This window comes from Vibrio sinus (genome assembly GCF_023634645.1).
Taxonomy (GTDB): Bacteria; Pseudomonadota; Gammaproteobacteria; order Enterobacterales; family Vibrionaceae; genus Vibrio; species Vibrio sinus.
Genome location: NZ_JAMKMR010000024.1, coordinates 24,657 through 49,788 on the forward strand (window position 1 = coordinate 24,657; position 25,132 = coordinate 49,788).

Sequence of the window (25,132 nt, forward strand, 5' to 3'; positions counted from 1 at the left end):
TGAGAAAGATAAGGGATATACTCAATGAATAATGTTGGCACCAACTTGGCAACTCAAAGCACTAACGTTTCATTTATCAATCGATATCATGCGCATCATGATGATCGGGAAAATATTCTAGTAGGCCTACAACAACCACAAAAAACAATCGATCCCAAATATTTCTACGATCACTATGGCTCAGAGCTATTTGAGAAAATTACCCACTTGCCAGAGTATTACATCACTCGGACAGAAAAAATGTTGTTGCAACGTTATGCCAATGATATTGCAGACAGCTGTGGCCGAGGGTGCATCTTGATAGAGCCCGGAAGTGGCAATAGTGAAAAAGTTCGAATGCTACTTGAGCACATCCAGCCTTTGTCTTATGTACCGATTGATGTATCTGGCCAGTTTCTAGAAATGGCGGCGCAAAAACTAGGAGACGAATTTCCCACCATCGATATCAGCGCGATCTGTGCAGACTTTTCCCATTCTTTAATCTACAACGATGACATTCCTCATGGGCGTCGAGTGTTCTTCTATCCAGGTTCCACGATTGGCAATATGTGTCCTGAAGAAGCGGTGGAGTTCTTGAAATCACTGAAGCAAATTATTCAGCACGGAGAAAGTCACGGTGGCGTTATCATTGGGATTGATTTGGTTAAGCCTCAATCCGTTTTACATGCTGCATACAATGATGCGCAGGGCGTGACAGCGGAATTTAATTTGAATGTACTTAGTCATGTTAATACCAAGGCTAACGCAAACTTTAAGCTTGAAAACTTTAGACATTCTGCCCATTTTAATCACTATAAAAGCCGCATTGAAATGCATTTGGTGAGCCGATGCCGCCATACCGTTAAGGTCGGTGACCACGTTATTTCTTTTGATGAGGGCGAATCCATCCATACTGAAAACTCCTACAAATACACGTTAGAAACTATTCGAGATTTGGCAGAAGAAGCTGGGTTTAGCGTTCAGAAATCTTGGGTTGATGATGATTCTTTGTTTAGCTTGCACTATATGGATTAGCAAGCAAAGGCTTCTTGGCAAAAGAAACGCTCGCGATATGCTTTTATTGGTATGCGAGCGTTTCTTTTTGGGGAGCGGTTAAGTTACGCTGGTACAGTTTCCATCACGACTTTTTTCGCTTTGTATTGTTTACTTTGGTGGCCCTCGTCAAGATGACATGGCTCATATGTACATTCACCTATTTGGTGTCTAGGACAGGTATATTGTTTACTTCGTTCAACTAGCTCAGTTTTGCAATTTGGGCAGTATAGTTCCATCACTTTTTCCTTTTCGGATAGTTTGAAGTATTTTTTCTACAACTGTCAGCCAACCTGACCAAAATCTTTTATCACAGTCACACATATGCTTCAAGTTTCTCATTATAAAATAACAGAAAATTTACAGGTTTAGGTTGCAAGTTCCCTTCTCTTGGACCTTCCAGTAACTAGGAAAAATACGCAAAAATAGCTGAAAAAAATTTTTTCGGGATTTGTGTAATAAATCATATGACATACATTGTGTTAGCCATTTCTGCTTACGCTAACTGAAAACGACATTGTACATGTATCAAAAGTGAGATTGATAGCGTGGCATGGTCTGCTAATTTAATATGGATTCACAAAAATTATACGGAGCTGTGCTTTTTCGTATATTTCAAAGTAAGCCACTTGGACAGAGTAAGCATTTAATTGCTCGCTAAATATTAATGCTTAAATATTAACTTCATAGATGGTGGGAAGCCAAAAAGGTTTCTAGGAAAGGTATTGCATAAATGAATATAGGAATGCTGACAATTTATTTTTGTGAAAGGAAAAAATAACTAGTTCTATATATTAGATATTTAACACTTATGCCCAATTTATTTCATGTTTTTTGCTATGAGATGTTGGGGAAATATGGATATAAATATAGGTGACATATGAAAAAGTTCACTCCTGTAGCTGCTTTTATAGGAAGCATGCTTCTGTCGAGCTCGTTGATAGCCAATGAACTACAGCCTGCTACTGAGGGCACTCCAGAGTTAGCGCCAGTTTACTCAGAAGATATCACATCGAGTCAAATTTCATTGGGCAAAAAGGCCTTGATCCTCCACTCTGATCACGTTGCTAATGCGAACAATTTAAAGAATGCCTTGGTTGCAACAGGGCAATTTGGTGGGGCAGATATCGATGTATTGAGAATGACAGGGATAGCGCCTGATCTTGCCTCTTTGCAAGCTTACGACTGCGTATACAATTACACTAACTTCCCACCACCATCGGCAGTCGCTCATGGTAATAGGTTGAAAGAGTATGTCGATGCTGGGGGTGGGGTAGTTCTACTCACTTATGCCTATTCCAACACGATAAATGCTTGGGAAATGCAAGGTGGAATCATGTCTGCTGGTTATAGCCCATTTGTTAATCCCGCCAATGTACGCTTATTTAGCTTTCCTCGTAGCTTAGATTTTACGACGGCCGATATTTCACACCCCATGCTAGATAGTGTAACGGACTTCACTTACGGTGGGAATGCCAATTATGCCGCTGTGTCACTCGATGCTGGAGCCACACTGGTTGCAAGTGATACTGCTGGTGTCCCTTTACTAGCGATGAACTCGGCGGGGAATGTCGCGGGTATTAACGTGTTCCCGACCCCTAATGTTTTCCCGAAGACAGACGGTGTGTTTACCACTATTGCGAATACGTGCGCAGCAGTTGGCAACCTTGTTGTCGATATCGATATTAAACCTGGCAGCGATCCGAACAGTATCAACTTGTGTTCCAATGGTTCAGTGCCTGTTGCAATCCTCGGCTCAGATTCATTTGATGTGTATGAAATAGATACAAACACACTATCTTTAGCTGACGCTGGGGTAAAAATGGTCGGTAAAAAGGATAAACAGCTTTGTAGCACAGAAGATGTCAATGGTGATGGGTACAATGACTTAGTCTGCCACTATGTGACGATCGACTTGGCCAGTTTAGATGGCACCTCAACGTCTGCTGAGGTAAATGGTAAGTTACTCGATATGACACCTTTTTCAGGTACAGATACAGTCAATATTGTTAAGCATGAATGCCAGTAATTAGGCTATTATTAATGGAGCGCTAAATTATATTAGTGCTCCAATTTTTATCTAACGGAATAGGTCGGGTGTCGTTATGAAAATAGCCTGTTTATTTCTTAATGGAATTAAGAATTTTAACATTTACAACTTATTAACACTATTATTAATAGCGTTTTTTTCTCTATCGTTAAATGCGGAGAAAAAAGAAAAGCCACCTTTTCCCAATGTGAACTTGCCTGAGCAATCTCGTGGGCAAAGTGCTATAGAGAGACTGGGTGACAAGCTGCCTGAAGTCGCTGCTTGGTATGGTAAATCATCTGAAGAGTTTTCAACGTTACTGCGTAAAGATGACACCATGTGGATAGATAAAAAAGGTCGCGTGCTATTTATTGATAAAAAGCCGCATCACTCACATAGCCAGAGTACTGGCCCGGAAGTGTCTACGGCTCCTTATCCGTACGACCAGACCTTTCTCCTACACAGCAAACCAAACTCGACCAAAGTCATTTACCTAGATTTTAATGGTTACTTTACGACTGGGCGAGCATGGAACGAGAGCTACGGTGAACCCATTGATGCGTTACCATTCGATACAGATGGAGATAACACGTCATTTAGCACAGCAGAGCAAGACGTCATTCAACAAATTTGGCAGCAGGTCGCTGAAGATTTTGCCCCATTTGATGTTGATGTCACCACTCAGGACCCAGGGCAGAGCGCAATTACTCGTAGTAGCTACGCCGATGAAGAATATGGTACTCGAGTCGTGGTGACGGCTGATTTTACGGTTCCATCTTGTCAGTGTGGTGGGTTTGCTTATGTAGGGGTATTTGATAGCGTCAACGATTTTGGGCAACCTTCCGACTATTACAAACCTGCGTTTGTTTTCTACAATCGGTTGGGCTCTAGCGGCAAGTTGATTGCGGAAGCTGCCACCCATGAAGCCGGACACAACCTAGGTTTATACCATGATGGTGTTTTGGGTGGGTCTAGCTATTACACGGGCCACGGTGGAGACACCAGTGTTCCGACGAGTTGGGCTCCGATTATGGGTGTTGGTTACTACACATCGGTGAGTCAATGGAGCAAAGGGGAATACCGAAACGCCGACAACACTGAAGATGACATTCAGATTATTCAAAATAATGGGGCATTACTGGAAGCCGATGATCATGGTAGTAGCTATCTGACGGCAACCACACTTACAGGCAGCACCACGAACAATCTGATTAGTATTGATGAAGCAAGTGGGATTATAGAAACAGACACCGATTTTGATTATTTCGAACTCACCGTGGGTAATGGCGATCTCAATCTCGATATTTCGCCTGCGTCCGTTGCTCCAAATCTGGACATAGAAGTGAGACTATACAATGGCGCTGGTTCATTAATTGATACGTTTAACCCCTCAGGTGAGCTGTGGGCACAAATCCAGAACTATCCTGTTCTAGCGGGCACGTATTATCTCTCAGTGTCGGGAGCGGGCTTAGGAGATCCTTATGGTCTTCCACCTACAGGTTATACAGAGTATGGCAGTATCGGCCAATATTCTATAAACGGTACCATGCCAGCTCCGGGGGGGCTATTGCCACCTGTGGCCAGTGCATCAGCGAATCCGGAGACAGGATATCGGCCACTCACGGTTCAATTCAATGGTGATTTGTCTAGCGATCCGGATGGTGAAGATTCATCGCTCACTTATTTCTGGGACTTTTCAGATGATGGTGCTAGTTCGACTGCAACTAACCCACAACATACATTTGAAAATCTAGGAAGTTATAGCGTTTCGCTATTGGTGACAGATGCAGATGGATTAACGGATACTGATACGGTCATCGTTACTGTCAATAATAACCCACCAGTTGCCGATGCGACCGCTTCGACTTACGATGGTCCTGCTCCTTTGGAAGTGGAATTTTCTAGTGTCAATTCGAGTGATGTAGACGGCACTATCTCGAGCTACCAATGGCAATTTGGTGATGGCTCTAGTTCAAATCAAGCGAATCCTACTCACACCTATGCGACCGAGGGCAGTTATGAAGTCACCTTAATGGTAACGGATGATAATGGAGACACAGACTCTGCAAGCCTAACCATCAATGTCGACCCTGACCCGAGTCAAAATACATTACATCTAGACCGATTTGATATCGTACTCGTTAGCAATATCTCCCAAGCTAAGGGAGGTAATGGCAACGGTAAAGGCGGCGGTAACGGTGGTAATGATGGAGGCTCAAGTGGCACTCAGGCGAAAGTGACGATCGTTGTGGTTGATGAAAATGGCCAGATAATGAAAAGCGCAACCGTATCTGGCGTATGGGGAGGAAGCGTTTCTGGAAATGTCAGCAAACGTACGAATCGCCGTGGTCAAGTAGAGTTTACTTCACCTTCAGTCACCAGTGAAAGTGGCACGTTTATATTTACGGTCTCAAATATAACCAAATCTGGTTATAGCTATGGGTCAGATCCAGGCAGTGAATCTGTATCTGCTAGCTTCTGATAGGATGCGCAAATAGCGTTGCCCCTGAATATCTGGCGGGGGCAATATTCCCATGTTATTGGGTATTCACCAGCTCCTTCGACGTTCGGGATAAGGCTAATATCCTTAGGCACTTATCTCGAACTTTTTCATTTTGTGGCTCAGTGTACTGATCGGTAAAGACAGGCGCTCTGCTGCCCGCTTTACCTGCCAGTTACAGACTTTTAGGCACTCTAGAATGATCTGCTTTTCGTAATCGTTGACGGATGCTTTTAAGCTTTTACTGCCTGGAAGCTGAGGTGACGGGTTGTCTAGTGAGTGCTGTGCCTGATCTTGAATGTTTGTTGTTTCAGGATGTGTCATCGTTAGGTTAACAGGCAGATCGGCTGTATTTTCTTCGATTTCTATGTCATGAATTACTTTGAAGTCTGACAGCAAAACTGACCGCTCGATGATGTGCTTAAGTTCTCTTACGTTACCAGGGTAAGAGTAAGACAACAGTTGCTGCTTGACTGAATCAGACAGAGAAGGAGCGCCAGTTAAATTGAGAGAGTTCGCGTATTTTTGGATGAATTGATTGGCCAAGGGCAGGATGTCCTCTAGACGCTTTCTAAGTGGTGGTAACGATACCGGAAAGACATTGAGTCGATAGTAGAGATCCGCACGAAATTCCCCAGATACAATTTTCTTGTTGAGATCACAATGCGTCGCCGCAATCACCCGAACATCAATATCTATTTCAGAATGCGCACCAATGGGTTTAATTTTTTTCTCTTGTAACACACGCAATAGTTTGGCTTGCAAAAGTAACGGCATATCACCGATTTCATCGAGAAACAGTGTCCCGCCGTTCGCGGCTTCAAATAATCCCACTCTATCTTTATCGGCGCCGGTAAAAGCGCCTTTTTTGTGGCCAAACAATTCAGACTCCAGCAGCTGCTCGGGAATGGCTGCGCAATTTTGCACAATACAAGGAGAGTGGCGTCGATTCGACATCGTGTGGATATACTGTGCTATGACTTCTTTACCAGTTCCTGTTTCACCCAATAATAGGACATCGATAGGAAGGGCCAGCACTTTCTTAATTCGTTCAAGTGTACTTGTCATGGCATCACTGTGAGCAATTGGCAGGGCAGATTGACCATGAGTGAGGGCTTTTAACTGGCTGTTTTCTTCTAAGAGCTTATTGTTTTCTTTGTTTAGGTTATGAATAGCGCCGCTGTACTTTTCCAACCAAATTGCTTGGTTAATGCACTTTGCCGCAAGTTGGCAAAAGGCACTTAACGAGGACTCGTGCTTCATATTTGAGTAATCTAATGCGACAAGAAGACCAGAGGTGCCTTGATTATCGTCGACCAATGGCCAAGCGATGAGGTTTCGGCTTTGTCGACCTTGCTGTTGCTCTGTTTGGTAGATGTTTTCACAATCGTAACCATTGTATTGGTACAAATCAGTAATGAGTACGACTTCACCTGTTTTTACGGCGTAGCCGAATGGGTCACCCTCGCTCAAATTGTCGATAATCAGTGCCTGCCAGTGGTGTTTAGATACAATATCTTCTTTGTCTTGGACTATGTTTGGTATCAGTGATTGTCTGGTTTCGTCTAAAACGTAAATAATGCCATGTGGTGCGCTTAATAATTTTTTGGCAGCGCTCAGAATCGCATCCAAGGTTTTTACTAGCTGGCTGCGGTCAACGATAGATTGACTGACGGCGAGCAGTGCGCCATTTAATTCTCCATTATTGATAATTTCCATGAGGGTGTTATCCGTGTGAATCTTGCATCTTTAGGTATCTTGGGTATGAAAATATAAAGCAATATCTACTATATATCTCCGATACACAGTGCGTTCAAAGCGAATTGTGTTATTTGAAAGTCTTATTAGTAAATATGACCTAGTGAAGGTCCGTTTTATTAGATTAAGGAAGTTAACACTAGTAAAAAGGAATTATTGGCTATGGATAATAACTTATCGGTTGATTTTTATATGCTTTCCAATAAATTAGACAAGATTCCAAATAATTAAAAAATATCTTGATAATTTATTGGTTGTTCGTTTTTATTATGTGCCTTGTGTTTCTAACTTATTGTATTTTATCGTTTTTTAGTTTTGGCATGACTATTGAAGGAGTGAAATAGTAATAAGGCGCTGCCTTAAGTTAGAAAGCATATTTTTATATAAAGAGGATACTATTATGCCAACTCCCGCTTACATGTCGGTTTCAGGTGAAACACAAGGTGATATAACAAAAGATGCGTATTCTGCCGATTCGGTAGGTAATTCTTGGCAAGAAGCGCACGTGGATGAATTTATGGTACAAGAGCTTGATCACTTACTGACGATCCCGCGAGATCCTCAAAGTGGCCAACCCACTGGCCAACGAGTTCATAAACCTGTCATTGTGACAAAACAGCAAGATTGTTGTTCGCCTTTATTGTTTAACGCGCTGGTGTCAGGAGAAAAACTCTCTGAGTGCCAGATTCGTTTCTATCGCACATCAACCACAGGCAAGCAGGAGCATTATTACACCATCAAATTGATTGATGCATTGCTAGTGGACATGCAAACACGCATGGCTCATTGCCAAGATGCAGCGACGTCAGATCGAGTAACTGAAGAAGTGTTGAAGTTTACTTATCGCGCGATTGAAGTGACTCATGAGGTATGTGGAAAAGCAGGCAATGATGATTGGCGTGCTCCACGTGAAGCGTGATTGTTTTTAGTTAGTTAGTTAGTTAGTTAGTTTGGGCCGTCATTGGCCCTTTTTACCTAAGGTTTATGGATTGAGCGATGGATAATGCTTTACAGTTTAAATTTGAGCTAATTGGATCTGAACATCAGCTTCGAGTAGAGCGATTCCGGGTAACGGAAAGGCTTTCTGCACCATTTGAGGTGGACTTGTCACTGATTAGTTTGGATTCAGATCTCTGCTATGAAGCGTTTATTCGCAAGCCAGCGCTGTTAAAACTTTTTGGCCAAGGAGTAGGGGTATCGCGGTTATTTCATGGCATAGTGAGTGAGTTTCGCTATACCGGTCAAGACCGTCGGTTTAGTTGCTATCAGCTAAAACTGGTATCAAACGTGTGGTTTTTGAGCCAAAGGCAAGATTGTCGAATTTTCCAGCATAAATCTATTATTGATATCGTTAAAGACGTCTTCGAAGATGCACAACTTACCGACTATAGACTAGAAATTTCTCAAACCTATCCAAGCAAGGACTATGTAGTACAATACCGAGAGTCGGATTTAACGTTTGTCGATCGCCTCTTGGCTGAACATGGCCTATGGTACTATTTTGAACACTTAGAATCTGGCCATTTTATGGTCATTGTTGACAGTAATGAAGCCATCCAAGCATTATCGAGTACGCCACTGAATGCGACAAGTTATGGCCCTCTCACTTATCACCCTAAAGGCGGTGGAATTCCCGATTCCGAGCACATATTTAAGCTAGAAGAAATCAGTCGAGTCAGGACAGGATGTGTCACTTTTACAGACTATGATTACGAGCAACCAAATATCCCTCAAGAGCAAACTAGCTCAGCAGAAACCTATCAAGATCTAGCCCACTTCGACTACCCTGGACGATACTCCGGTGTCTCATCTGGCAAACGTCGGACATCAGAAAAAAGCTCCGAATACATCAATGATATGAGTGAAGTAGAATGCCACAGTGACATATTAAGGCTGGGTACAGGGATCAGCTTTTCGATGAGTGAACATCCTAGACAAGCACTAAATGATGACTACTTATTGCTTTGTGTTGAGCATTTTGGTCGCGATCCACAGGTGTACGAAGAGCAAGCGACGGGGGAGCCGACAACCTACTATAACCAATTCTTCTGTCGACCGACTAAGGTGGAATTTAAGCCACAAAAATTTCCTGCGCCAATAGTTGATGGCCCTCAAACGGCCGTGGTGGTTGGCCCTGAAGGGGAAGAAATCTATACCGATCAGTTAGGAAGAATCAAGGTTCAGTTTCACTGGGATAGATACGCCAAACATAATGAAGCGTCCAGTTGTTGGGTACGTGTAAGCCAATCCATGGCGGCCACGTCGTGGGGCGCGGTTTACTTGCCGAGGATTGGGCATGAGGTTGTGGTGACTTTTTTGGAAGGTGATCCTGATAAGCCTCTGATTACGGGTGTGGTATATAACGGGGTCAACCTTCCTCCTTATGCACTACCAGAGAATAAAACACGTACCACGTTTAGAACCCAAACTCACAAAGGTGTTGGATACAACGAGCTCAGTTTCGAAGATGAAGCGAATAAAGAAGAAATTTACTTTCACGCGCAAAAAGATATGTCGACCAAGGTGTTAAATTGTCGCTATCGGGATATTGGCCAAGACGAATTTCTTGTTGTCGGAAAAAATCAAACCAACGAAGTCCATGGGGATCAAAAAGAAACCGTCGATGGCAACAAAACCACTTTAGTGAAAACCACCTTTTCTGAAACCGTTGAACAAGATGTCAACGTTAAATATCAAACGAATGAAAGCCACATGGTGACCAGCAATCAAGACATTAGTGTTGGAGAGAGTCGAACCTGCTCTATCACCAAAAACGACACGCTATCGGTTGGAGAAAAACGTCAAATCAAAGTTGGCGCTAGCCAGCTTATCGACATTCAATCTAGCAATACTATGAATGTGGGTGGTGCTTACACGTTGACGGTTGATGAAAATACGGCGTTAAAAACGGAGGGCGTCACCCAAATAACGAGTGGTGAAAGCATCGTATTGAGTACCGGCAGTGCCTCTCTTGTGATGAAAAGTGATGGCAGCATTCGTTTGTCAGGCTCTTCAATCAATATTGAAGGTACAGGGGACATTGTTATACAAGGAGCAAATGTTGCAGTTAATTAAAGTTGATGAAGAACCACAGGTTTCGTCAAATGACGAGACACTTGGCTCAGCGGATCCAGTGGTTCAGCTCTCTAGGTTCGGCACGATAAAAAAGATATTAGACGATCAAGAATACGTTGCCGTGGATTTTGAAGGGAATCCATATCCTTCTGCGTTGAAAGCTCGAATTGGGCGGTACTTCCACCTCTCTGAGTTGAAGATGGCGATTGAAAATAAACTCGATTGCCGAATCGAGTTTATTGATGGCGATATCCGTTTGCCTGTTGTGACGAATATCTTTTTCGCGCTAACTGATACCGATGTTCCCCTCATAATTAAAGCAAGGAAACTCGTTCTTGAAGCTGATCAGGAGTTGATAATCAAAACACAAAATTGCTCGACGGTGTATAGCAGTCAATATGGGCAGGTGATGACAAAAGCTCGCTATGTGTATTCTCAAGCAGAAAAGTGCCAAAAAATTGTTGGCGCGACGATATCGTTTAATTGAGCTCGAGCCTTATGCAACAGACTCTATTCCCTCGCATCTTCTCCAGAGACATTAATGATGCTATCTCGGAACAAACATTGGTTGAGGTGGAAAGCCGTAGCCAAAGCGTTGTTGAATCTTTTGGGGAGCTACCAGATAAGCAAAAATGTTTTATTTTGGAGAAAATCACTCTAGCTTGCGACTCCATTCAGTTTTTGTTCAATCAAAAACTTCGGCTCTATCTCGCTGGCTATCCGTCAAATGATAGTGCTTACCTTAACCAAGTAGAGCGACAACTCAGTGACTTGCAACAAGTACTCATCGCATTTTATGCCTATCATCCGGGGAGCATTTTGCATTTATTGGATAGCAAACCTGATGTCGTGGCTTGTCTTGCATTGAGTACTGGACTCGACACAGATTTATTTAACCCCGCTTTACTCGGTCTTGTTGCTCTTAGCAAGGTGAAAGAGACTAAGCTGGCAAAGATGCTCGCTGTACAAACGAAAACGAAAACATTTGATGGACTTCTTGCCAGTTTAATCTCGTGTAGCTGCAAAAATGCCCAAGAATTCTTCGATTATATGATGGTAAGAAATACCGTTAGTAGCGAGTTATTGAAACATTGGCTGAGAAAGGGAATCCTTGACAGTCATGTTGCTATGCCAATCTTGGCTTTAAGGAGTGACGATAGTAGCCAGCAGTGGCTGTTAGAACATTATGCTGAAAATGATTTGTATTTTGAACGGTCATTAATTGCGGATAACCCAAGGGTTTGCTTTGCAAATATATTAGCCAGCTCTGACATGAAGAGTGTGAAGCAGTGTGATATTTACGCTTGCTTTTGGCCATCACACTTACCCCCTGTTTGGGAGCCTTCTCATCCAACCGCACCCATTCAATTGATGCTTTCCGGCAATCCCGAATGGGTACCTGAGGCCATTGAGCAAATGTCGTTAAGTGAAAGTTATCGTGATTGGTTACAAGCTCTATCCATCGTATATGGCCCGACCTTGCCGATCGATAGTAACCAAAACGAGCTGGAATTAAATAGAGATCAAACGATAGACCAGCTGCTTGAGTGGGTTGATTCCGGTCTATATAAGAGCGCGACTGCGCTGCGTTTAGGCAGCACCTTGAGCTTAGAGACAAGTATAAAAGCGCTACAATCTTCACGTATTGATGATCAATGCCGCTTTTGGATATGGAGGCAAATTTGTGTGTGTTCGCGAGTTTACTTTCACTGGGACGCGCTTCAACTTGAGGCTCAGCAAGCATCGGTCTTTGCCCACCTATTACAGCCTTCGGCGACGGGCAAAGTGTGTAATTGGGAGAGTCTTTGATGCAATTGTGGACAGTAGATACTTCGAACTACAAAAATGTTCAGGGTCGATTTCAGCGTGATAGTGAAGGAAACGAAGTGTGGGTGCTGACTTTTAAACGCGCATGGAACTATGTTGAAGAACAATGGAAAGAAGATTGTGAAGTGTCTATTCGCGATGCACCTGAGTATATTGATGAGCCGGGATTATCACCTGTCAAAGCTGAGCATGATTTTGCCATTCTCAAGTTTAATACGGATGTCATTGTGTTTGGTAAAGCGAGAACTAAGTCGAAGCAACCCCAAGTAAAACATACCTGCCAGCTTTTTATCGAAAATCACATAAATAAAGCACTTAATGTCGTTGGCGAGCGTCAATGGATGAAAAATGGAGCAGTAGTAGTCACATCAAGTCCAGCCCCATTTATTGTCAAAGATATTGATTATAGACACGCAATCGGAGGCGATGAAAAGAACCGATATGGTAGTGGGTTGATTAAAAAGACATCTGAATTGCTTGTCACCCAAGTTCCCTCGATATTTTATCCTTCACAAGATTGGAGCTCGAAACCCTCAACGTTAAAAGTCGCTGGATTTGGCATTGAAGCCCCTCATTTTGATCGGCGAAGGCGATACGCTGGGACTTTCGACCAAATCTGGCAAGATGAAAGAAAGCCTCTGTTACCTACGGATTTTGATCCACGATTTTATCAAATTGCACCTGAAGACCAGCAATGTAACGGCTTCTTAAGCGGTGGTGAGAAAATAAGGTTAAGTGGCTTTCACCATAATGACGATTTGTCCTTTAAAGTTCCGGTAGACAAATATGTAGCGTTCGCGGAATTTGAACAATCAAAGCAAAAAAACATGGACATTTACACTATTTATATTGATACCGAATTGAATCGCGTGGAAATAACCTACAGCGCTTCTTTTCACTGCCAAGGTATTGAGGAAACATTGCGCCAATCAACAATACGGAAAGTTTAAAATGCGTGTTGATTATAGTATTTTGGCTAGTGAAGTCGCCGTACCAACTGGTATGAACCTCTCTATAGCCCATGCTGTGTCTCATTCCGATCTTGCCAGGTTTAGCTTGTATGACTTTGATCAACAGGCCTATACCATAGCTCCGATTGAATATTTAGAAGCGGGTGAGATTGAATCAAGGGTCAAACAGCTTATCTTGCTTATTATTGATCCCCTTTTGTCTAAATTGCCTCAAGCCTTAAAGCCACTGCCCTTATTGATATCCATACCTCACACCCTCAATCAATCCAAAATGTTAGATTGGTTAGAACAGCAAGCGTTCTCACAATATATTTCCAAAATAACAATTTGTTATAGCGCTGGAATTGAAGTACTACAACAATGTACAGGCTCTTTAGATAGTTGCGACGTCACGATGTGTGTTTGTGTGGATAGTGTACTAGAGAATGTGGAAAGTTTGGCCGAACAAGGAGAAGTACTGGGTAAAGAAACGCCATGGGGTGTGATACCGGGAGAAGGGGCTGCTGGGATAGTGATGGGTAAAGGAGGCACAATTCGCCAGCTCAAAATTGGTTGCGAGTCAACCATGTCGTATGTTGACTATGACTGGAAGTCGGATGACCGAAGAGGTTGTTTGAGATTGGCTCGCAAGGCCAAAGAATGGGTAAAAAATATTGATGCGATCCATAGCGATATGGTTAATCTTAGAAGTCACACGGAGGATTTAGGTTTCGCTTTATCTGTGTTACCAAACCCGTCGAGTGTGACATCGACCAATGAATGGTGGGGCACTATTGGCAGTGCATCTGTTTTGGCAACCCTCTCATCCTTTCAGTGCCTACCCAACCATATCCAAAGTGGCCTAGTGTATTTATTTGACCAGCATCACGCTCGCGCGCTCATTAAATTAGAACGGCCTGAGTGACTATCGTTATTACCAAGGTGGCTTAGGCCATTATTTTTGTTATTTCACTGGTGGTTATCACTAAAATAATAATCACTATGACGGATTTGTTTTACGCAATTGAATAAGCATATAGGAGAAATTTAATATTGAACGCTGAAAGTGTTTGAATTAATAAAAGAGTTCATCGTGTCAGCAGTTTATAGTATAGAAAATCGCTTTATCAATAGCTTGGTCTCAAGAGCCATTGATAAAAAGAAGGCACATGAGAATCTTCTGGCGAGAAAAAAGCAACCCAAGCTAGAGAAAATACTCCTATCCCAGTTTGAAGTGTTAGAAACGATCAGGCCAAAAAGCGGTAGAACCACCATTTATCATCTAGTTAAAAGTAAAGGCTCTAATAAGCATTTTTGTTGCAAGGTGCTTAATGAAGACCAAGCCGAAGTGTTTGACCCATTATTTGCAAATGAGGCCAGCAGATTAGAGCTATCCCAGCACCCTGGTGTGGTTGAATTCGTTAAACTGGGGACGGAATTAGACAAGCCATATTTAATGTATGAATGGGCTTTAGGAGAATCGCTTGGCCAAAAGCTTGAACGTTATTTAGGTAAGGGGTTTAGAGCTGACCACGTTGCTTGGCTAATATATCAACTTGCCGGTACCCTAGAATACATGCATTCAAAAGGGATATGTCATTTAGACATTAAGCCTGCCAATATAATTATTGATGAAAACGACAATGTAAAGCTCATCGACTTTGGTGCGGCACGATATGCTCATGAGGTATCAACGCATATAGAAGTGAGCACGTTATATTCTTCTCCGATGTACGCCGAAACGGCTCAGGCTTCGCCTCAAGATGATGTGTATTCCTTGGCGATGCTAGCGGGGCATTTACTCCTAGGAGAGACCGGCAAAAATGATTGGCATAGCGCGTTAAAATCGAGAAAAAACAAGCTTAATATCCCAAGACATACTTGGAATCTAATAAAACGTGTTATCAATAATCCAAGGCAGCACGGATTGACACCCATTCGTTTCGCTCAGCAGTTCGCTAAGCTCGATATAGAGGCTTTTGTTGTAGCAAAAAATACAGCGCCCTTGTTTGTTAACATGAAAAACGCTGATTTAGTATTAACTCAAAAATCATCAAGCAATTTAGCGGCATTGCTCACAGGAAATAGCCATGCCAGTTTGGGCCTTGCTGGTGTGTTGCTTTTCGCAATTCTTTTTGTGTTTACAATCACTCTACGCCATTCCAGCCCAGACATGACCTCGAAATCTAGGGTGTTATTGCCTATTCAACCTGCGGTCTCGCCTTCAGAGATAGCCGATTTTTTAGCGTTGCCACCATGGCAACAAAGTGTGATGTTAACGAGTACGAGTCAGAACCGTGAAAAAGACCAAGCATATTGGCTCGCGTTCAATTCACAAAAAGATAAGCAAAATCGCCGATATATCGATAATAAAAGCGATCTGAGTGACTTACAGGACCTTGATGCACAAGCGCTTGCAAGTTGGCTTACCTCTGGCGATGTGCAAGGCGTACAAAACTATTTGAAAAGTACATGGCGTAAACATCAAGCAAAAGCCTATTTTTATTCTGACGTTATACCTGAAAAAATTCTCGTGAAGGTGATTGAATCGGCTCAGTCTTTGGCGCAAAAGAGTTTCTATTCAAAAGCCATTGAAGAAATTGATACCGCGATATCTTTTTTTGGAGAGACCAGCCAGCTTAATGACTTAAAGCGAGATTATATTCTTAAACGAAGCAACTATATTCTCACCCACATAGCGTCAGGAAAACAATCATTTAATCCGGAAAAAATAAATTTAGCGCTGACTGATCTACAAAAATATTCGCCTGAGAGGTTTGAGCAAATCAAGCGTGCGGTTGAATCAAAGGCAAACGATGTTCTAAGGCAAACCTTTGAGAAAGGAGCAACGGTTAAAGGCGTTGAATCTATCGCCAACGGAATCAAGCGTTTTAGTGATCAGCATAAGGACATCACAGCATGACAATGCCTAACGTTGAAGATTTCTTACACCCGATAGATTGCAAGCATCCGGTTGGTGAGGATGCCAGGCATGATCACGCTTATGACGCTATGGAAAGTGAGGTTAAAAAGTTTGGTTCTTTGTTCAATGAAGTGGTTGACTGGCACATTGTGAGAGAACACTCTGAGCACATCTTGCGCCACTTGAGCAAAGATCTAAAAGCTGCATGTTATCTAAGCCGCGCTTGGGTTGAACACGCTGGTATTGAGGGGCTTGAAGCGGGCCTAACGCTGATTCATGAACTACTTACAGGCTTTGGTCAGGAGTTGTTTCCTCGAAGACAAAGAGCACGAGAAGGGGCGATAGATTGGTTAGAATCGCAGCTGAAAAATGTGATGGTTACATTGTGCGCGAGTGTTGGAGACAAAGCTCAGCTATCAAACTGTCAGGCGCTATTAGATAGGGTTCAGCTGCAATATCAAACATTATTTCCTAGCTCAGATATAGATTTAATCGCGTTAAAGCCCTTGTTAGACAATGGGGAGTCGAATGATTGCGCTAAGTTAACTCCCGCTCAGCCAGCCCCTCCGAAGGAGAAGGCGGCGGAACAAGAGTTGCCTCAAACCGATGTATCTGGGAGTTCAAAGCTAGCTCAGCCCGATATTAGCCCGACTGTTGAAAGTCATGTATCCACGAATACTCTTCGTATAGAAGATATTAAACAGCCTTTAAAAACAAGCTCTGAGTTTTTGATGCGCTCAGATGTAGGCTCTGGGCTCATTTATAGAATCAACCGATTTCTCTCTTGGATAGACATTTCAGAGCTACCAGGCAGTGATAAAAACGGTGTAACGCAATTAAGCTTGGCGGTGTCGGAAGAGTCACTTTCTCGTTACGCTAACGTTGCCGTTGGCGATGAGAGTTTAGCCCTAGAGCTGATACCTAAACTCGAAGCCACGCTCTTGAACACGCCATTTTGGATTACTGGGCACTACTACTTATACAAGATGTTGAACCAAGGTGACTATCATGATGCGGCAAACGCCGTTCAGCATGAAGCACAAGTTTTTGTTCGTCGTCTCTCAGGCATTGAGACGCTTATGTTTAAAAATGAAGTGCCGTTTGCATGTGATGAAACCAAGAGTTGGTTGAGCCAAGAGAATCAAACGAAAGTTCAACATGATACATGTTATGCACCAGTGCAAGAAATAGACGTTAATCTTGTTAAATCAAAGCATGTTTCAATAGGTTCGCTTGGGTTGCAAGCGTCAGAGTTGTCTCAACAACTTGGCGCCAACTTGTCAGGCCGATCCCAGTTTTTACTTTACCTAAACATGATTCAAGCCTTTCACCAGGTAGAGCTTTTTTCTCTTTGTCTACCGTATTTGGAATCACTTTGGCAAATCAAAGAAGACATGAATCTAACCCAGTGGGAACCGCAATTGTGTTTACTGCTGGATCCACTTACAGATAAAACTTTGTCTGCATTATTTTCAGATGATCGCGCGATCCCGAAAAAATACAAGGCATGGATGTCTGTCTAATCGTAATAGGATACAAGGAACACACATATGTCCCGCGAAGGTTCAGTGGCTCCCAAGGAGCGAATAAATATTAGATATGTCCCTGCAACGGGTGATCAGCAAGAAGATGTTGAGTTGCCGTTGAATATGTTGGTCGTTGGGGATTTCACCGCTCGTAGCAGTGAAACACCCATTGAAGAAAGAACGCCTATCAACATTGATAAGGATAACTTTAACGAAGTGCTAGAAGGCTACTCTCCCAAGGTTCAAACCAATGTTGACAATAAGTTAGTAGAGGAAGAAGGCGCTCAGATAGCCGTCAACTTAGATTTTAAGAACATGAAAGACTTTTCACCGGAATCGATCGTGAAAAATGTCCCAGAGCTAAACAGTTTACTCGAGCTAAGGGAAGCGCTGGTCGCGTTAAAAGGCCCGCTTGGAAACGTGCCAGCATTTAGAAAAAAAATTGCTTCACTTTTACAAGATGAGGAGGCTAGAAACAAGCTTCTTGAGGAGCTAAACCTCGAACAAGGCAAAGAGGAGTAATGGACCATGTCAGTAGAAGCAAATGAGTTAGAGCAGACTTCGGTCGTTGAACCAGGATCATTACTGGAGAGTATCCTGAATGAAACTCGGCTTACTCCATCAGATGAAGGCTTTGATATCGCTAAACGAGGTGTTGAAGCGTTTATTGCTGAATTATTAAGTCATTCAGAGGCAAGCAAAATTGACCAATCCCTCGTTGACTTAATGCTTGCAGATATTGATAACAAGTTATCAAAACAAGTCGATGCGATTCTTCACAACCCCGAGGTGCAAACGGTCGAGTCAACATGGCGTGGTTTGAAATATTTGGTCGATCACACTGACTTTCGCGAAAATATTCAAATCGAGCTAATCTCCGCCAAGAAAGATGAAATTTTTGATGACTTTGAAGATGCACCAGAAGTGGTCAAATCTGGGTTGTATAAACAGATCTATACCCGAGAATATGGTCAGTTTGGCGGCAAGCCTGTTGGTGCTGTCATCTGTGATTACCAGCTCACCGCTTCATCTCTTGATGTTAAGTTGATGGAGTATATGGCCAATGTCGGAGCCATGTCTCACGCCCCATTTATTACATCGGCATCGTCCAAATTCTTTGGCTTGGATAGCTATGGCGAGCTACCGAACCTTAAGGACTTAAAATCAGTGTTCAGCGGGCCTCAATATACCAAATGGAGAGGGCTGCGAGAGACGGAAGATTCGCGTTACTTAGGCTTGTGTACCTCTCGATTTATGCTTCGTACGCCATACTCTGTTGAAGATAACCCGATTAAGTGCTTCGATTACGATGAACATGTTACTGACAGCCATGATAATTATTTGTGGGGAAACTCGGCCTATGCTCTGGCTTCAAAAATCAGTGAGTCGTTTGCAAAGTATCGATGGTGTCCCAACATCATTGGCCCTCAGAGTGGTGGTGCTGTGTACGACCTCCCGGTTTACAACTTTGAATCGATGGGGCAGATAGAGACCAAAATACCCACTGAAATTCTTATATCTGACCGTAGAGAATACGAGCTTGCAGATGAAGGGTTTATCGCGCTTACCATGAGAAAAGGCTCAGATAACGCGGCTTTCTTTTCGGCTAACTCGATTCAAAAACCCAAAGTGTTTGCTAACACACCGGAGGGCAAGCAAGCGGAGATGAACTACCAGCTTGGCACCCAATTGCCTTACATGTTTATCATTAATCGTTTAGCTCATTACATTAAAGTGTTGCAACGCGAACAAATCGGCTCTTGGAAAGAGCGCTCTGATCTTGAAATTGAGCTCAACAAATGGATACGTCAATACATTTCAGATCAAGAGAACCCACCGGCGGAGGTTCGTGGTAGACGTCCACTTCGCGCAGCTAAGATAGAAGTGTCGGATGTTGAGGGTGATCCCGGCTGGTATCGAGTCTCGCTGTCTGTTCGGCCTCATTTTAAGTACATGGGGGCGAGCTTTGATTTGTCTTTGGTAGGAAAGTTAGATCAAAGTTGATTCTTTTATCAAGCTGGGTCTGCTAGCGCTTGATTGGTGATGTCAGTTCAAGGGTTACTGAATTGACATCACTTTACTTTCACTGGCCCAGCAAACCTTCAATGTTAATACGAGCTTAACCATGGATAAGGGATTTCGATTATTTGAGCGAATAGAGTTGGGCGAACCGAAAAGTTGTTATCAAAAAGTGACGACCAGTAAAACCGCCCTTGATTCCATTCGTTTGCACCTTGTAGAGCTGCTGAACACCCATATTGGTAACGCGATGATCGCACACGACTATGGATTGCCCGACTTTAATGATGTGCTATCGACGAACGCAAACTTGATTCATTCCATACAGTCGAGTATTTGCCATGTGATAGAGAAATTTGAGCCAAGATTATCTGCTATCCATGTTCACTACAAAAAAGACACGTTTAATCCATTGCAACTAAGTTTTGGTATTAGTGGAGAGGTCATACATAACGGAAACAAACTACCGACGTCTATCAACGTATATATGGGAGTAGATGGTCAATTTGAGGTTTGACCTAATTATTATGAGTACAACTAACTATTTTCTAGACGAATTGGCTTATCTTCGTGAAGCAGGTAATGAATTTGCTAAGTATAACCCCAAACTCACACAGTTTTTATCACAAGGATCGGGTGATCCTGATGTGGAAAGGTTACTGGAAGGGTTTGCGTTTTTAACCGCGAGAGTTAGGCAAAAAATAGACGATGAGATCCCTGAGATGACTCGATCGTTGATGAACCTGCTTTGGCCTCACTATATGCGCTCCATTCCCTCTATGTGCATGACAGAGCTCGTACCTATTGCTGGGGCCGTAACTGAGAAAACAACGGTTCTGAAAGGGATGGAAATGGCCAGTAATTCAGTTGAAGGTACACAATGTTTGTTTAGAACAGCGTATGATGTTGACTTGTATCCAATTGAAATCAATCAGGTTAGTTCAAAAAGTTCGCGGAGTCGTTCCACTATTCGGATAGATTTCTCTGCTCATACAGGTACAGACTTGTCTCGAATAAACCTAGATACGCTGAGGCTACATATTCACGGAGATCTGTCTAGTACTAGAACGATTTACCTATGGCTATTTAGATATTTGGAAGAAATTATTGTTGATGTTGGTGGCGGCTACACGCACAGACTACCAGCAGACAAGTTACGGGCTGTCGGCTTTGAGGATGAGGACAGTGCACTGCCATATAACAGTAACTCGTTTTCTGGTTATCGATTGCTGCAAGAGTTGTTTTCATTTCCAGATAAGTTCATGTTTGTTGATGTACAAGGGATGCAGTGGTTGCAAGGTATACCGCAACGCTCACAGTTTAATGTAACCTTTTCCTTTAGCCGAGCGCTACCCTCTCAAATCCTGATTGATAAATCCCTTTTTCGTTTGCACTGTTCTCCAGCGATCAATTTATTTCAATTGGACGCTGACCCCATTCGGTTAACTCATAATAAAAATTCATACCGAGTTCGACCGCAAGGAAATGAGCAGGACCACTACGAGGTGTATTCCATTGATGTCGTGGAGAGTTGGAGTAAAAAGGATAGGCGGAAAAAACGCTTGGTGCAATTTGAGTCCTTCGATCATCAGTTAGCTCAATCTAATTCTTCCGAGTTTTATAAATCATCCGTTCACAGTAAAGCCAGTGGTCGTGGCCTTGAACAGTTTATCTCCTTTCACAGCCATAGCGGTGACATTACTAAGCTAGATAGTGAGACGGTACTAGCGAAGCTAAGTTGCAGCAATGGGCAGTTGGCCGAGCGCTTGTCAGTGGGAGATATCACACGTACTACGCATCATTCTTCAACATTGGCAACATTCAGTAATATTACCAAGCCGACTCAGGCCGTCAGCCCACAAATTGATGGTGAATTGCATTGGCAGCTAATCGCTAACATGTCTTTAAACTATGTTTCTCTAGCCGACATTAAAGTGTTAAAAGTGCTATTGGCTACTTACGACTTTCCCGCTAGGGTGAATCGACAAGCGTTTCAGGCCAGTGAGTTTCGGCTAAAGGGATTGAAGCAAACCAGCGTCCGGCCAGTTGACAGGCTCTATCGTGGCGTATCGGTCAGGGGAAACCAAATTCAATTGGTTTGTGATTCTTCATTCTTTGTCAATGAAGGTGACATGTATTTACTTGCCTGTGTTTTTAACGAGTTTATTCGTTTGTATTCCAGTGTTAATTCTTTTACTGAACTGGAGGTGTTAGATCAGCATACTGGGGAAGTCTATCATTGGCACAATTCAATAGGACAACAATCAGTACTATGATTTCCCACTCTAATATCGATATGGAAAGTGCCGACTTTTTTCAACTCGTATTGATGCTGGAAAAATATTATCAGACTGTAAAGCCAGATAGGTTTAGTGAAGTTGGTGACCCTCGGTACTTGCAATCGGATAGTATCCGTTTTTCTGTGTCGTCTTCTTTGGCTTTCCCCACTCATGATATAGACACTATTACCCATGATGAGACAGCAAGATCGAGTGTTATTGAAGTCAACTTTATGGGCTTACATGGTGCGAGTTCTCCTTTGCCGTCTTGTTATACAGAGAAATTGGCTGGAAGAGACAAAGATGATAATCCCGTCAAAGACTTCTTGGATTTTTTTCATAATCGCTACCTTGCGTTGATTTACAAGGCGTGGAAAAAATACAAATACCACGTACAGTTTAGGCCGAGTGCCAACGATGCTTTTTCGCAAAAAATCTTACATTTTGTAGGCCTGACTAAAACGGCTCAGCAGCTTGATTGCTTGGATCTCGATAAGGCGAAGCTGCTGTCGTATATTGCACAGTTGTCGACGCGAACACGCTCGCCCAAGTTGATTGCGGGAGTCGTCGCTCACTATTTCTCTTTAAAGAAAGTGAGGGTTGAAGAGTGGATCTTGCGTAAGATAGAGATGGCCGATGACCAAAAAAATATGCTTAGCCGCAAAAACTGTTATTTAGGGACAAACTATCACTTAGGGCAAACCATTTCCGATGTAAGCGGTAAATTTAACCTGCACATTGAGGAGGTGGAGTTTGCTACCTATATTCAGTTCACGCCGAATAGCCATCAATATCAGACGTTACTTGGGTTGATGGCGTTTATTTTGCGAGATCCCTTGGCCTGGGACTTGGTTATAACCGTGAATTTGGCGAGTGTGCCGAAAAATAGCTTAGGGCATACGATGGGAAACACTCTGGGAAAATCCTGTTGGTTGGGTACACCAAGCGCAGAGAATACAAAAGTGGTGATACCCGGCGGACTATAGAGGCATTATTTTAAGTACTTAACGCCAGCTTCCATTTCTTCACCAATTTGTTTGCGCATATTCATTAATCGAATAGCCGAATCGCGAAGCTCAATATCTTCCTTGGTTTTGGGGATCCACTCAGGAATGGGCGTAGGGTTTCCATTTTCATCGACCGCAACCATGATAACGATACAATGCGTTGTTAAGCTTTTATCCAGCTCTTTTGGATCGCTTGCTTGAACGTCAATGGCGATATGCATAGAAGTTCGGCCGGTATAAATGACCCTGGCCCCCACTTCGACTAGGTTACCCACGAGAATGGGTTTAACAAACCGGATACCACCAGCATAGGCGGTGATGCAATACTTACCACTCCAAGCCGCTGAACATGCATAGGCTGCGAGATCGATCCATTTCATCACCGCGCCACCGTGCACTTTTCCTCCGAAGTTTACGTCACCAGGCTCTGCTAGAAACCTAAGTGTTGTACTGCGTTTATCCTCTGACATAGGGCTCCCCTCGAATGAAATAGCGTCATTTGACTCCGTTTCAACGTTGCGATTCAAGATCGTTGGCTAAAAATGAGTCGACTTTGAAATTATGGTTCGCTTTCAAGGAGTAAGCAAGCTGGAGGGCAAGTGGGCTCTTTGCATGTATACCCAGACGGGTTGAATAATGCAAAAAGCCTGCATAAAACTTGTGCTACGTAGGTCTTTGGTTTGAAGAAAGGAGTTTACTATCGGCGAGATAAGTCTTCATATTCCCCTTCAATCACGCGGCTGTTCTCTTCTTGAGATGGCGCGTGCCCGCGTTGGCTTCTTAGCTGGCTTTGAATCTTTTTGCCAGTGATGAGCGCTGCAATAGCCAATGGTATTGCTAAGAATAAGCTAGTCAACAGGGCAAAAAAGCCAACAAATGCAGCGACAGCAAGAACGAAATACTTTTTCATAACGACCCCTTCTATTACTTAGTGTGACCAGACTAACAAAATTTTGATGAACAAAACATGAATAGTCGTTTAAGGAATGTTAGTAAACGTTTCACATATTCCCGCTTTCAAGGTCACTGAGCTTAAGCCAATCGACTTTCACGCCTGCTTGGAGGAACATATCTTGGCTTATGTTAATTTTGTCTCCCCATCGAGAGAGAAAATCTTCTGATTGTTCAGGGCAGTGTACTTCAGAGATTCCAGTTTGGATAATCTTTGCAGCACAATTTGGGCAAGGAAAATGGGTAACCCAAATCTCGCAACCGTCTAAGTCTCTTTTGGCGAATAAAATGGCGTTTTCTTCGGCGTGCAGTGTTTTGAGGTACTTCATATCTCGATCATCTGTGTCAGCGCTGTCTGAAATACCGTGTGGATAGCCGTTAAACCCGACAGAAACAATGCGATTTTGTTTGGTGATGACGGCGCCAACTTGAGTGGAAGGATCTTTGCTCCATGAGCCGACCAGCTGCGCCATTTGGTAAAATCGTTGTGCCCATTTAGAGATCATTGCTAACCCTTTTTAAATACTCGTTTTCTACTGGCTGATTATATGCAGAATCCAGACTTAAGTCTTGTTTCGTTTGGTGTAGGTCGTTAAATTTTAACGAATTGGCGAGTTGATTGTGAGAGTGGTCGCTAAAACTGCTGTACTACTCAGAGAGGTTAAGGTGTAGAACGTCCATTGCCTTTGTAAGAGATCTCTTACAAGATTGTAAGAATACTAGTTAAGTAATCGTGGGTAAAAGTTTTGGTTTATTTTTAAGTTATTGAAATAAGTGATAAAAATATTTTATTGTTCTTTTGCTGGGCTACGTATGGTCAATTTTTCCATTGCGAATAATAGGGGATGTCGTAATCTTAAGTTGTCGGCAGGACGCAGACATAGATAGCGCTAAGGATAGGTCATCTTCAGGAAGAAGATTCGGTTGTTCAATGTGGATGAATAGTCGGCAAGGAAAGCGTAATTATCAGCAAGGTTTTGACTAGGATGGTTGAGCTGGTTGATAAAAGTTTCAAGGACTGAACGCTAGCTGTCAGGATGACAGATAAAGGACACCGCTTAAGGAATAAGCGAAGTGAGTTAGCGAGGAAGGCTAACGGGCAGGAGCGCCAAGGACACCGCTAGGATGGCGATGAAAAGGAATGAGCTGAAGGATTCAGCATACTATCAAGGATTAGATGCAGGGAGCACTTATTAGTAGCCGGATTGCTGCGAGTAAGAATAAAAACCCACTAGAGTCTTCTAGTGGGTTTTTTC

20 protein-coding genes are annotated in these 25,132 nt (G+C 42.9%); 16 read left to right on the plus strand and 4 right to left on the minus strand.

Annotated elements, in window-relative coordinates; genetic code table 11:
• The first annotated feature begins 24 nt into the window (after window positions 1-24).
• From egtD to M9194_RS18780, 3 genes are all read left to right on the plus strand, one after another.
• Window positions 25-1,014 carry an L-histidine N(alpha)-methyltransferase gene (gene egtD / locus M9194_RS18770; RefSeq protein WP_250614234.1) on the plus strand — a complete coding sequence of 330 codons (990 nt, stop codon included), beginning with the start codon at window positions 25-27 and terminating at the stop codon, window positions 1,012-1,014.
• Between the two features lie 898 nt (window positions 1,015-1,912).
• Window positions 1,913-3,061 (plus strand): hypothetical protein, encoded by a 1,149-nt coding sequence (locus M9194_RS18775; protein ID WP_250614235.1) that lies wholly within the window; start codon window positions 1,913-1,915, stop codon window positions 3,059-3,061.
• A 76-nt stretch (window positions 3,062-3,137) separates the two neighbouring features.
• Window positions 3,138-5,543, plus strand: a complete 2,406-nt coding sequence (locus M9194_RS18780; protein ID WP_250614236.1) for a PKD domain-containing protein — start codon at window positions 3,138-3,140, stop codon at window positions 5,541-5,543.
• Between the two features lie 105 nt (window positions 5,544-5,648).
• Here the strand turns inward: M9194_RS18780 and M9194_RS18785 are convergent, their stop codons facing one another.
• The gene (locus M9194_RS18785; RefSeq protein ID WP_250614237.1) at window positions 5,649-7,280 is read right to left on the minus strand and encodes a sigma-54-dependent Fis family transcriptional regulator; all 1,632 of its coding nucleotides are present in this window, start codon (window positions 7,278-7,280) and stop codon (window positions 5,649-5,651) included.
• Between the two features lie 439 nt (window positions 7,281-7,719).
• Here M9194_RS18785 and M9194_RS18790 point away from each other — a divergent pair, with 439 nt between their 5' ends.
• The 13 genes from M9194_RS18790 to tssG all read left to right on the plus strand — a co-directional run bounded on the left by M9194_RS18790 (window position 7,720) and on the right by tssG (window position 22,904).
• The gene (locus M9194_RS18790) at window positions 7,720-8,238 is read left to right on the plus strand and encodes an Hcp family type VI secretion system effector (RefSeq protein WP_250614238.1); all 519 of its coding nucleotides are present in this window, start codon (window positions 7,720-7,722) and stop codon (window positions 8,236-8,238) included.
• Window positions 8,239-8,315: 77 nt separating this feature from the next.
• Window positions 8,316-10,394 carry a type VI secretion system Vgr family protein gene (locus tag M9194_RS18795; protein ID WP_250614239.1) on the plus strand — a complete coding sequence of 693 codons (2,079 nt, stop codon included), beginning with the start codon at window positions 8,316-8,318 and terminating at the stop codon, window positions 10,392-10,394.
• On the plus strand, window positions 10,378-10,881 hold the full coding sequence (locus M9194_RS18800; protein ID WP_250614240.1) for a hypothetical protein: 504 nt from the start codon (window positions 10,378-10,380) through the stop codon (window positions 10,879-10,881). The genes M9194_RS18795 and M9194_RS18800 overlap by 17 nt, the downstream gene beginning before the upstream one ends.
• An 11-nt stretch (window positions 10,882-10,892) precedes the next feature.
• A complete protein-coding gene (locus tag M9194_RS18805; protein ID WP_250614241.1) occupies window positions 10,893-12,203 on the plus strand; it encodes a hypothetical protein in 1,311 nt (436 codons plus the stop codon).
• Complete coding sequence (locus M9194_RS18810; RefSeq protein WP_250614242.1) at window positions 12,203-13,171, plus strand: DUF2169 family type VI secretion system accessory protein; 969 nt, start codon at window positions 12,203-12,205, stop codon at window positions 13,169-13,171. The genes M9194_RS18805 and M9194_RS18810 overlap by 1 nt, the downstream gene beginning before the upstream one ends.
• A 1-nt stretch (window position 13,172) precedes the next feature.
• Complete coding sequence (locus tag M9194_RS18815; RefSeq protein ID WP_250614243.1) at window positions 13,173-14,096, plus strand: hypothetical protein; 924 nt, start codon at window positions 13,173-13,175, stop codon at window positions 14,094-14,096.
• A gap of 168 nt (window positions 14,097-14,264) precedes the next feature.
• Window positions 14,265-16,094: a serine/threonine-protein kinase gene (locus tag M9194_RS18820; RefSeq protein WP_250614244.1), complete on the plus strand. Its 1,830-nt coding sequence runs from the start codon at window positions 14,265-14,267 to the stop codon at window positions 16,092-16,094.
• Window positions 16,091-17,617, plus strand: a complete 1,527-nt coding sequence (gene tssA, locus M9194_RS18825; RefSeq protein WP_250614245.1) for a type VI secretion system protein TssA — start codon at window positions 16,091-16,093, stop codon at window positions 17,615-17,617. The genes M9194_RS18820 and tssA overlap by 4 nt, the downstream gene beginning before the upstream one ends.
• A gap of 27 nt (window positions 17,618-17,644) precedes the next feature.
• Window positions 17,645-18,142 carry a type VI secretion system contractile sheath small subunit gene (gene tssB / locus M9194_RS18830; RefSeq protein ID WP_250614246.1) on the plus strand — a complete coding sequence of 166 codons (498 nt, stop codon included), beginning with the start codon at window positions 17,645-17,647 and terminating at the stop codon, window positions 18,140-18,142.
• A gap of 6 nt (window positions 18,143-18,148) precedes the next feature.
• Complete coding sequence (gene tssC / locus M9194_RS18835; protein WP_250614247.1) at window positions 18,149-19,624, plus strand: type VI secretion system contractile sheath large subunit; 1,476 nt, start codon at window positions 18,149-18,151, stop codon at window positions 19,622-19,624.
• Window positions 19,625-19,745: 121 nt separating this feature from the next.
• A complete protein-coding gene (tssE, locus tag M9194_RS18840) occupies window positions 19,746-20,156 on the plus strand; it encodes a type VI secretion system baseplate subunit TssE (protein WP_250614248.1) in 411 nt (136 codons plus the stop codon).
• Between the two features lie 10 nt (window positions 20,157-20,166).
• Window positions 20,167-21,915: a type VI secretion system baseplate subunit TssF gene (gene tssF, locus M9194_RS18845; protein ID WP_250614249.1), complete on the plus strand. Its 1,749-nt coding sequence runs from the start codon at window positions 20,167-20,169 to the stop codon at window positions 21,913-21,915.
• Window positions 21,912-22,904 carry a type VI secretion system baseplate subunit TssG gene (gene tssG / locus M9194_RS18850; RefSeq protein WP_250614250.1) on the plus strand — a complete coding sequence of 331 codons (993 nt, stop codon included), beginning with the start codon at window positions 21,912-21,914 and terminating at the stop codon, window positions 22,902-22,904. Before tssF ends, tssG begins: the two co-directional genes overlap by 4 nt.
• Before the next feature lie 5 nt (window positions 22,905-22,909).
• On the opposite strand, the gene M9194_RS18855 is transcribed toward tssG, so the two are convergent.
• The 3 genes from M9194_RS18855 to M9194_RS18865 all read right to left on the minus strand — a co-directional run bounded on the left by M9194_RS18855 (window position 22,910) and on the right by M9194_RS18865 (window position 24,382).
• Complete coding sequence (locus M9194_RS18855; protein ID WP_250614251.1) at window positions 22,910-23,395, minus strand: acyl-CoA thioesterase; 486 nt, start codon at window positions 23,393-23,395, stop codon at window positions 22,910-22,912.
• 227 nt (window positions 23,396-23,622) lie between these two features.
• Window positions 23,623-23,835 (minus strand): hypothetical protein, encoded by a 213-nt coding sequence (locus tag M9194_RS18860; protein WP_250614252.1) that lies wholly within the window; start codon window positions 23,833-23,835, stop codon window positions 23,623-23,625.
• A gap of 91 nt (window positions 23,836-23,926) precedes the next feature.
• On the minus strand, window positions 23,927-24,382 hold the full coding sequence (locus M9194_RS18865) for a dCMP deaminase family protein (RefSeq protein ID WP_250614253.1): 456 nt from the start codon (window positions 24,380-24,382) through the stop codon (window positions 23,927-23,929).
• Window positions 24,383-25,132: the final 750 nt, after the last annotated feature.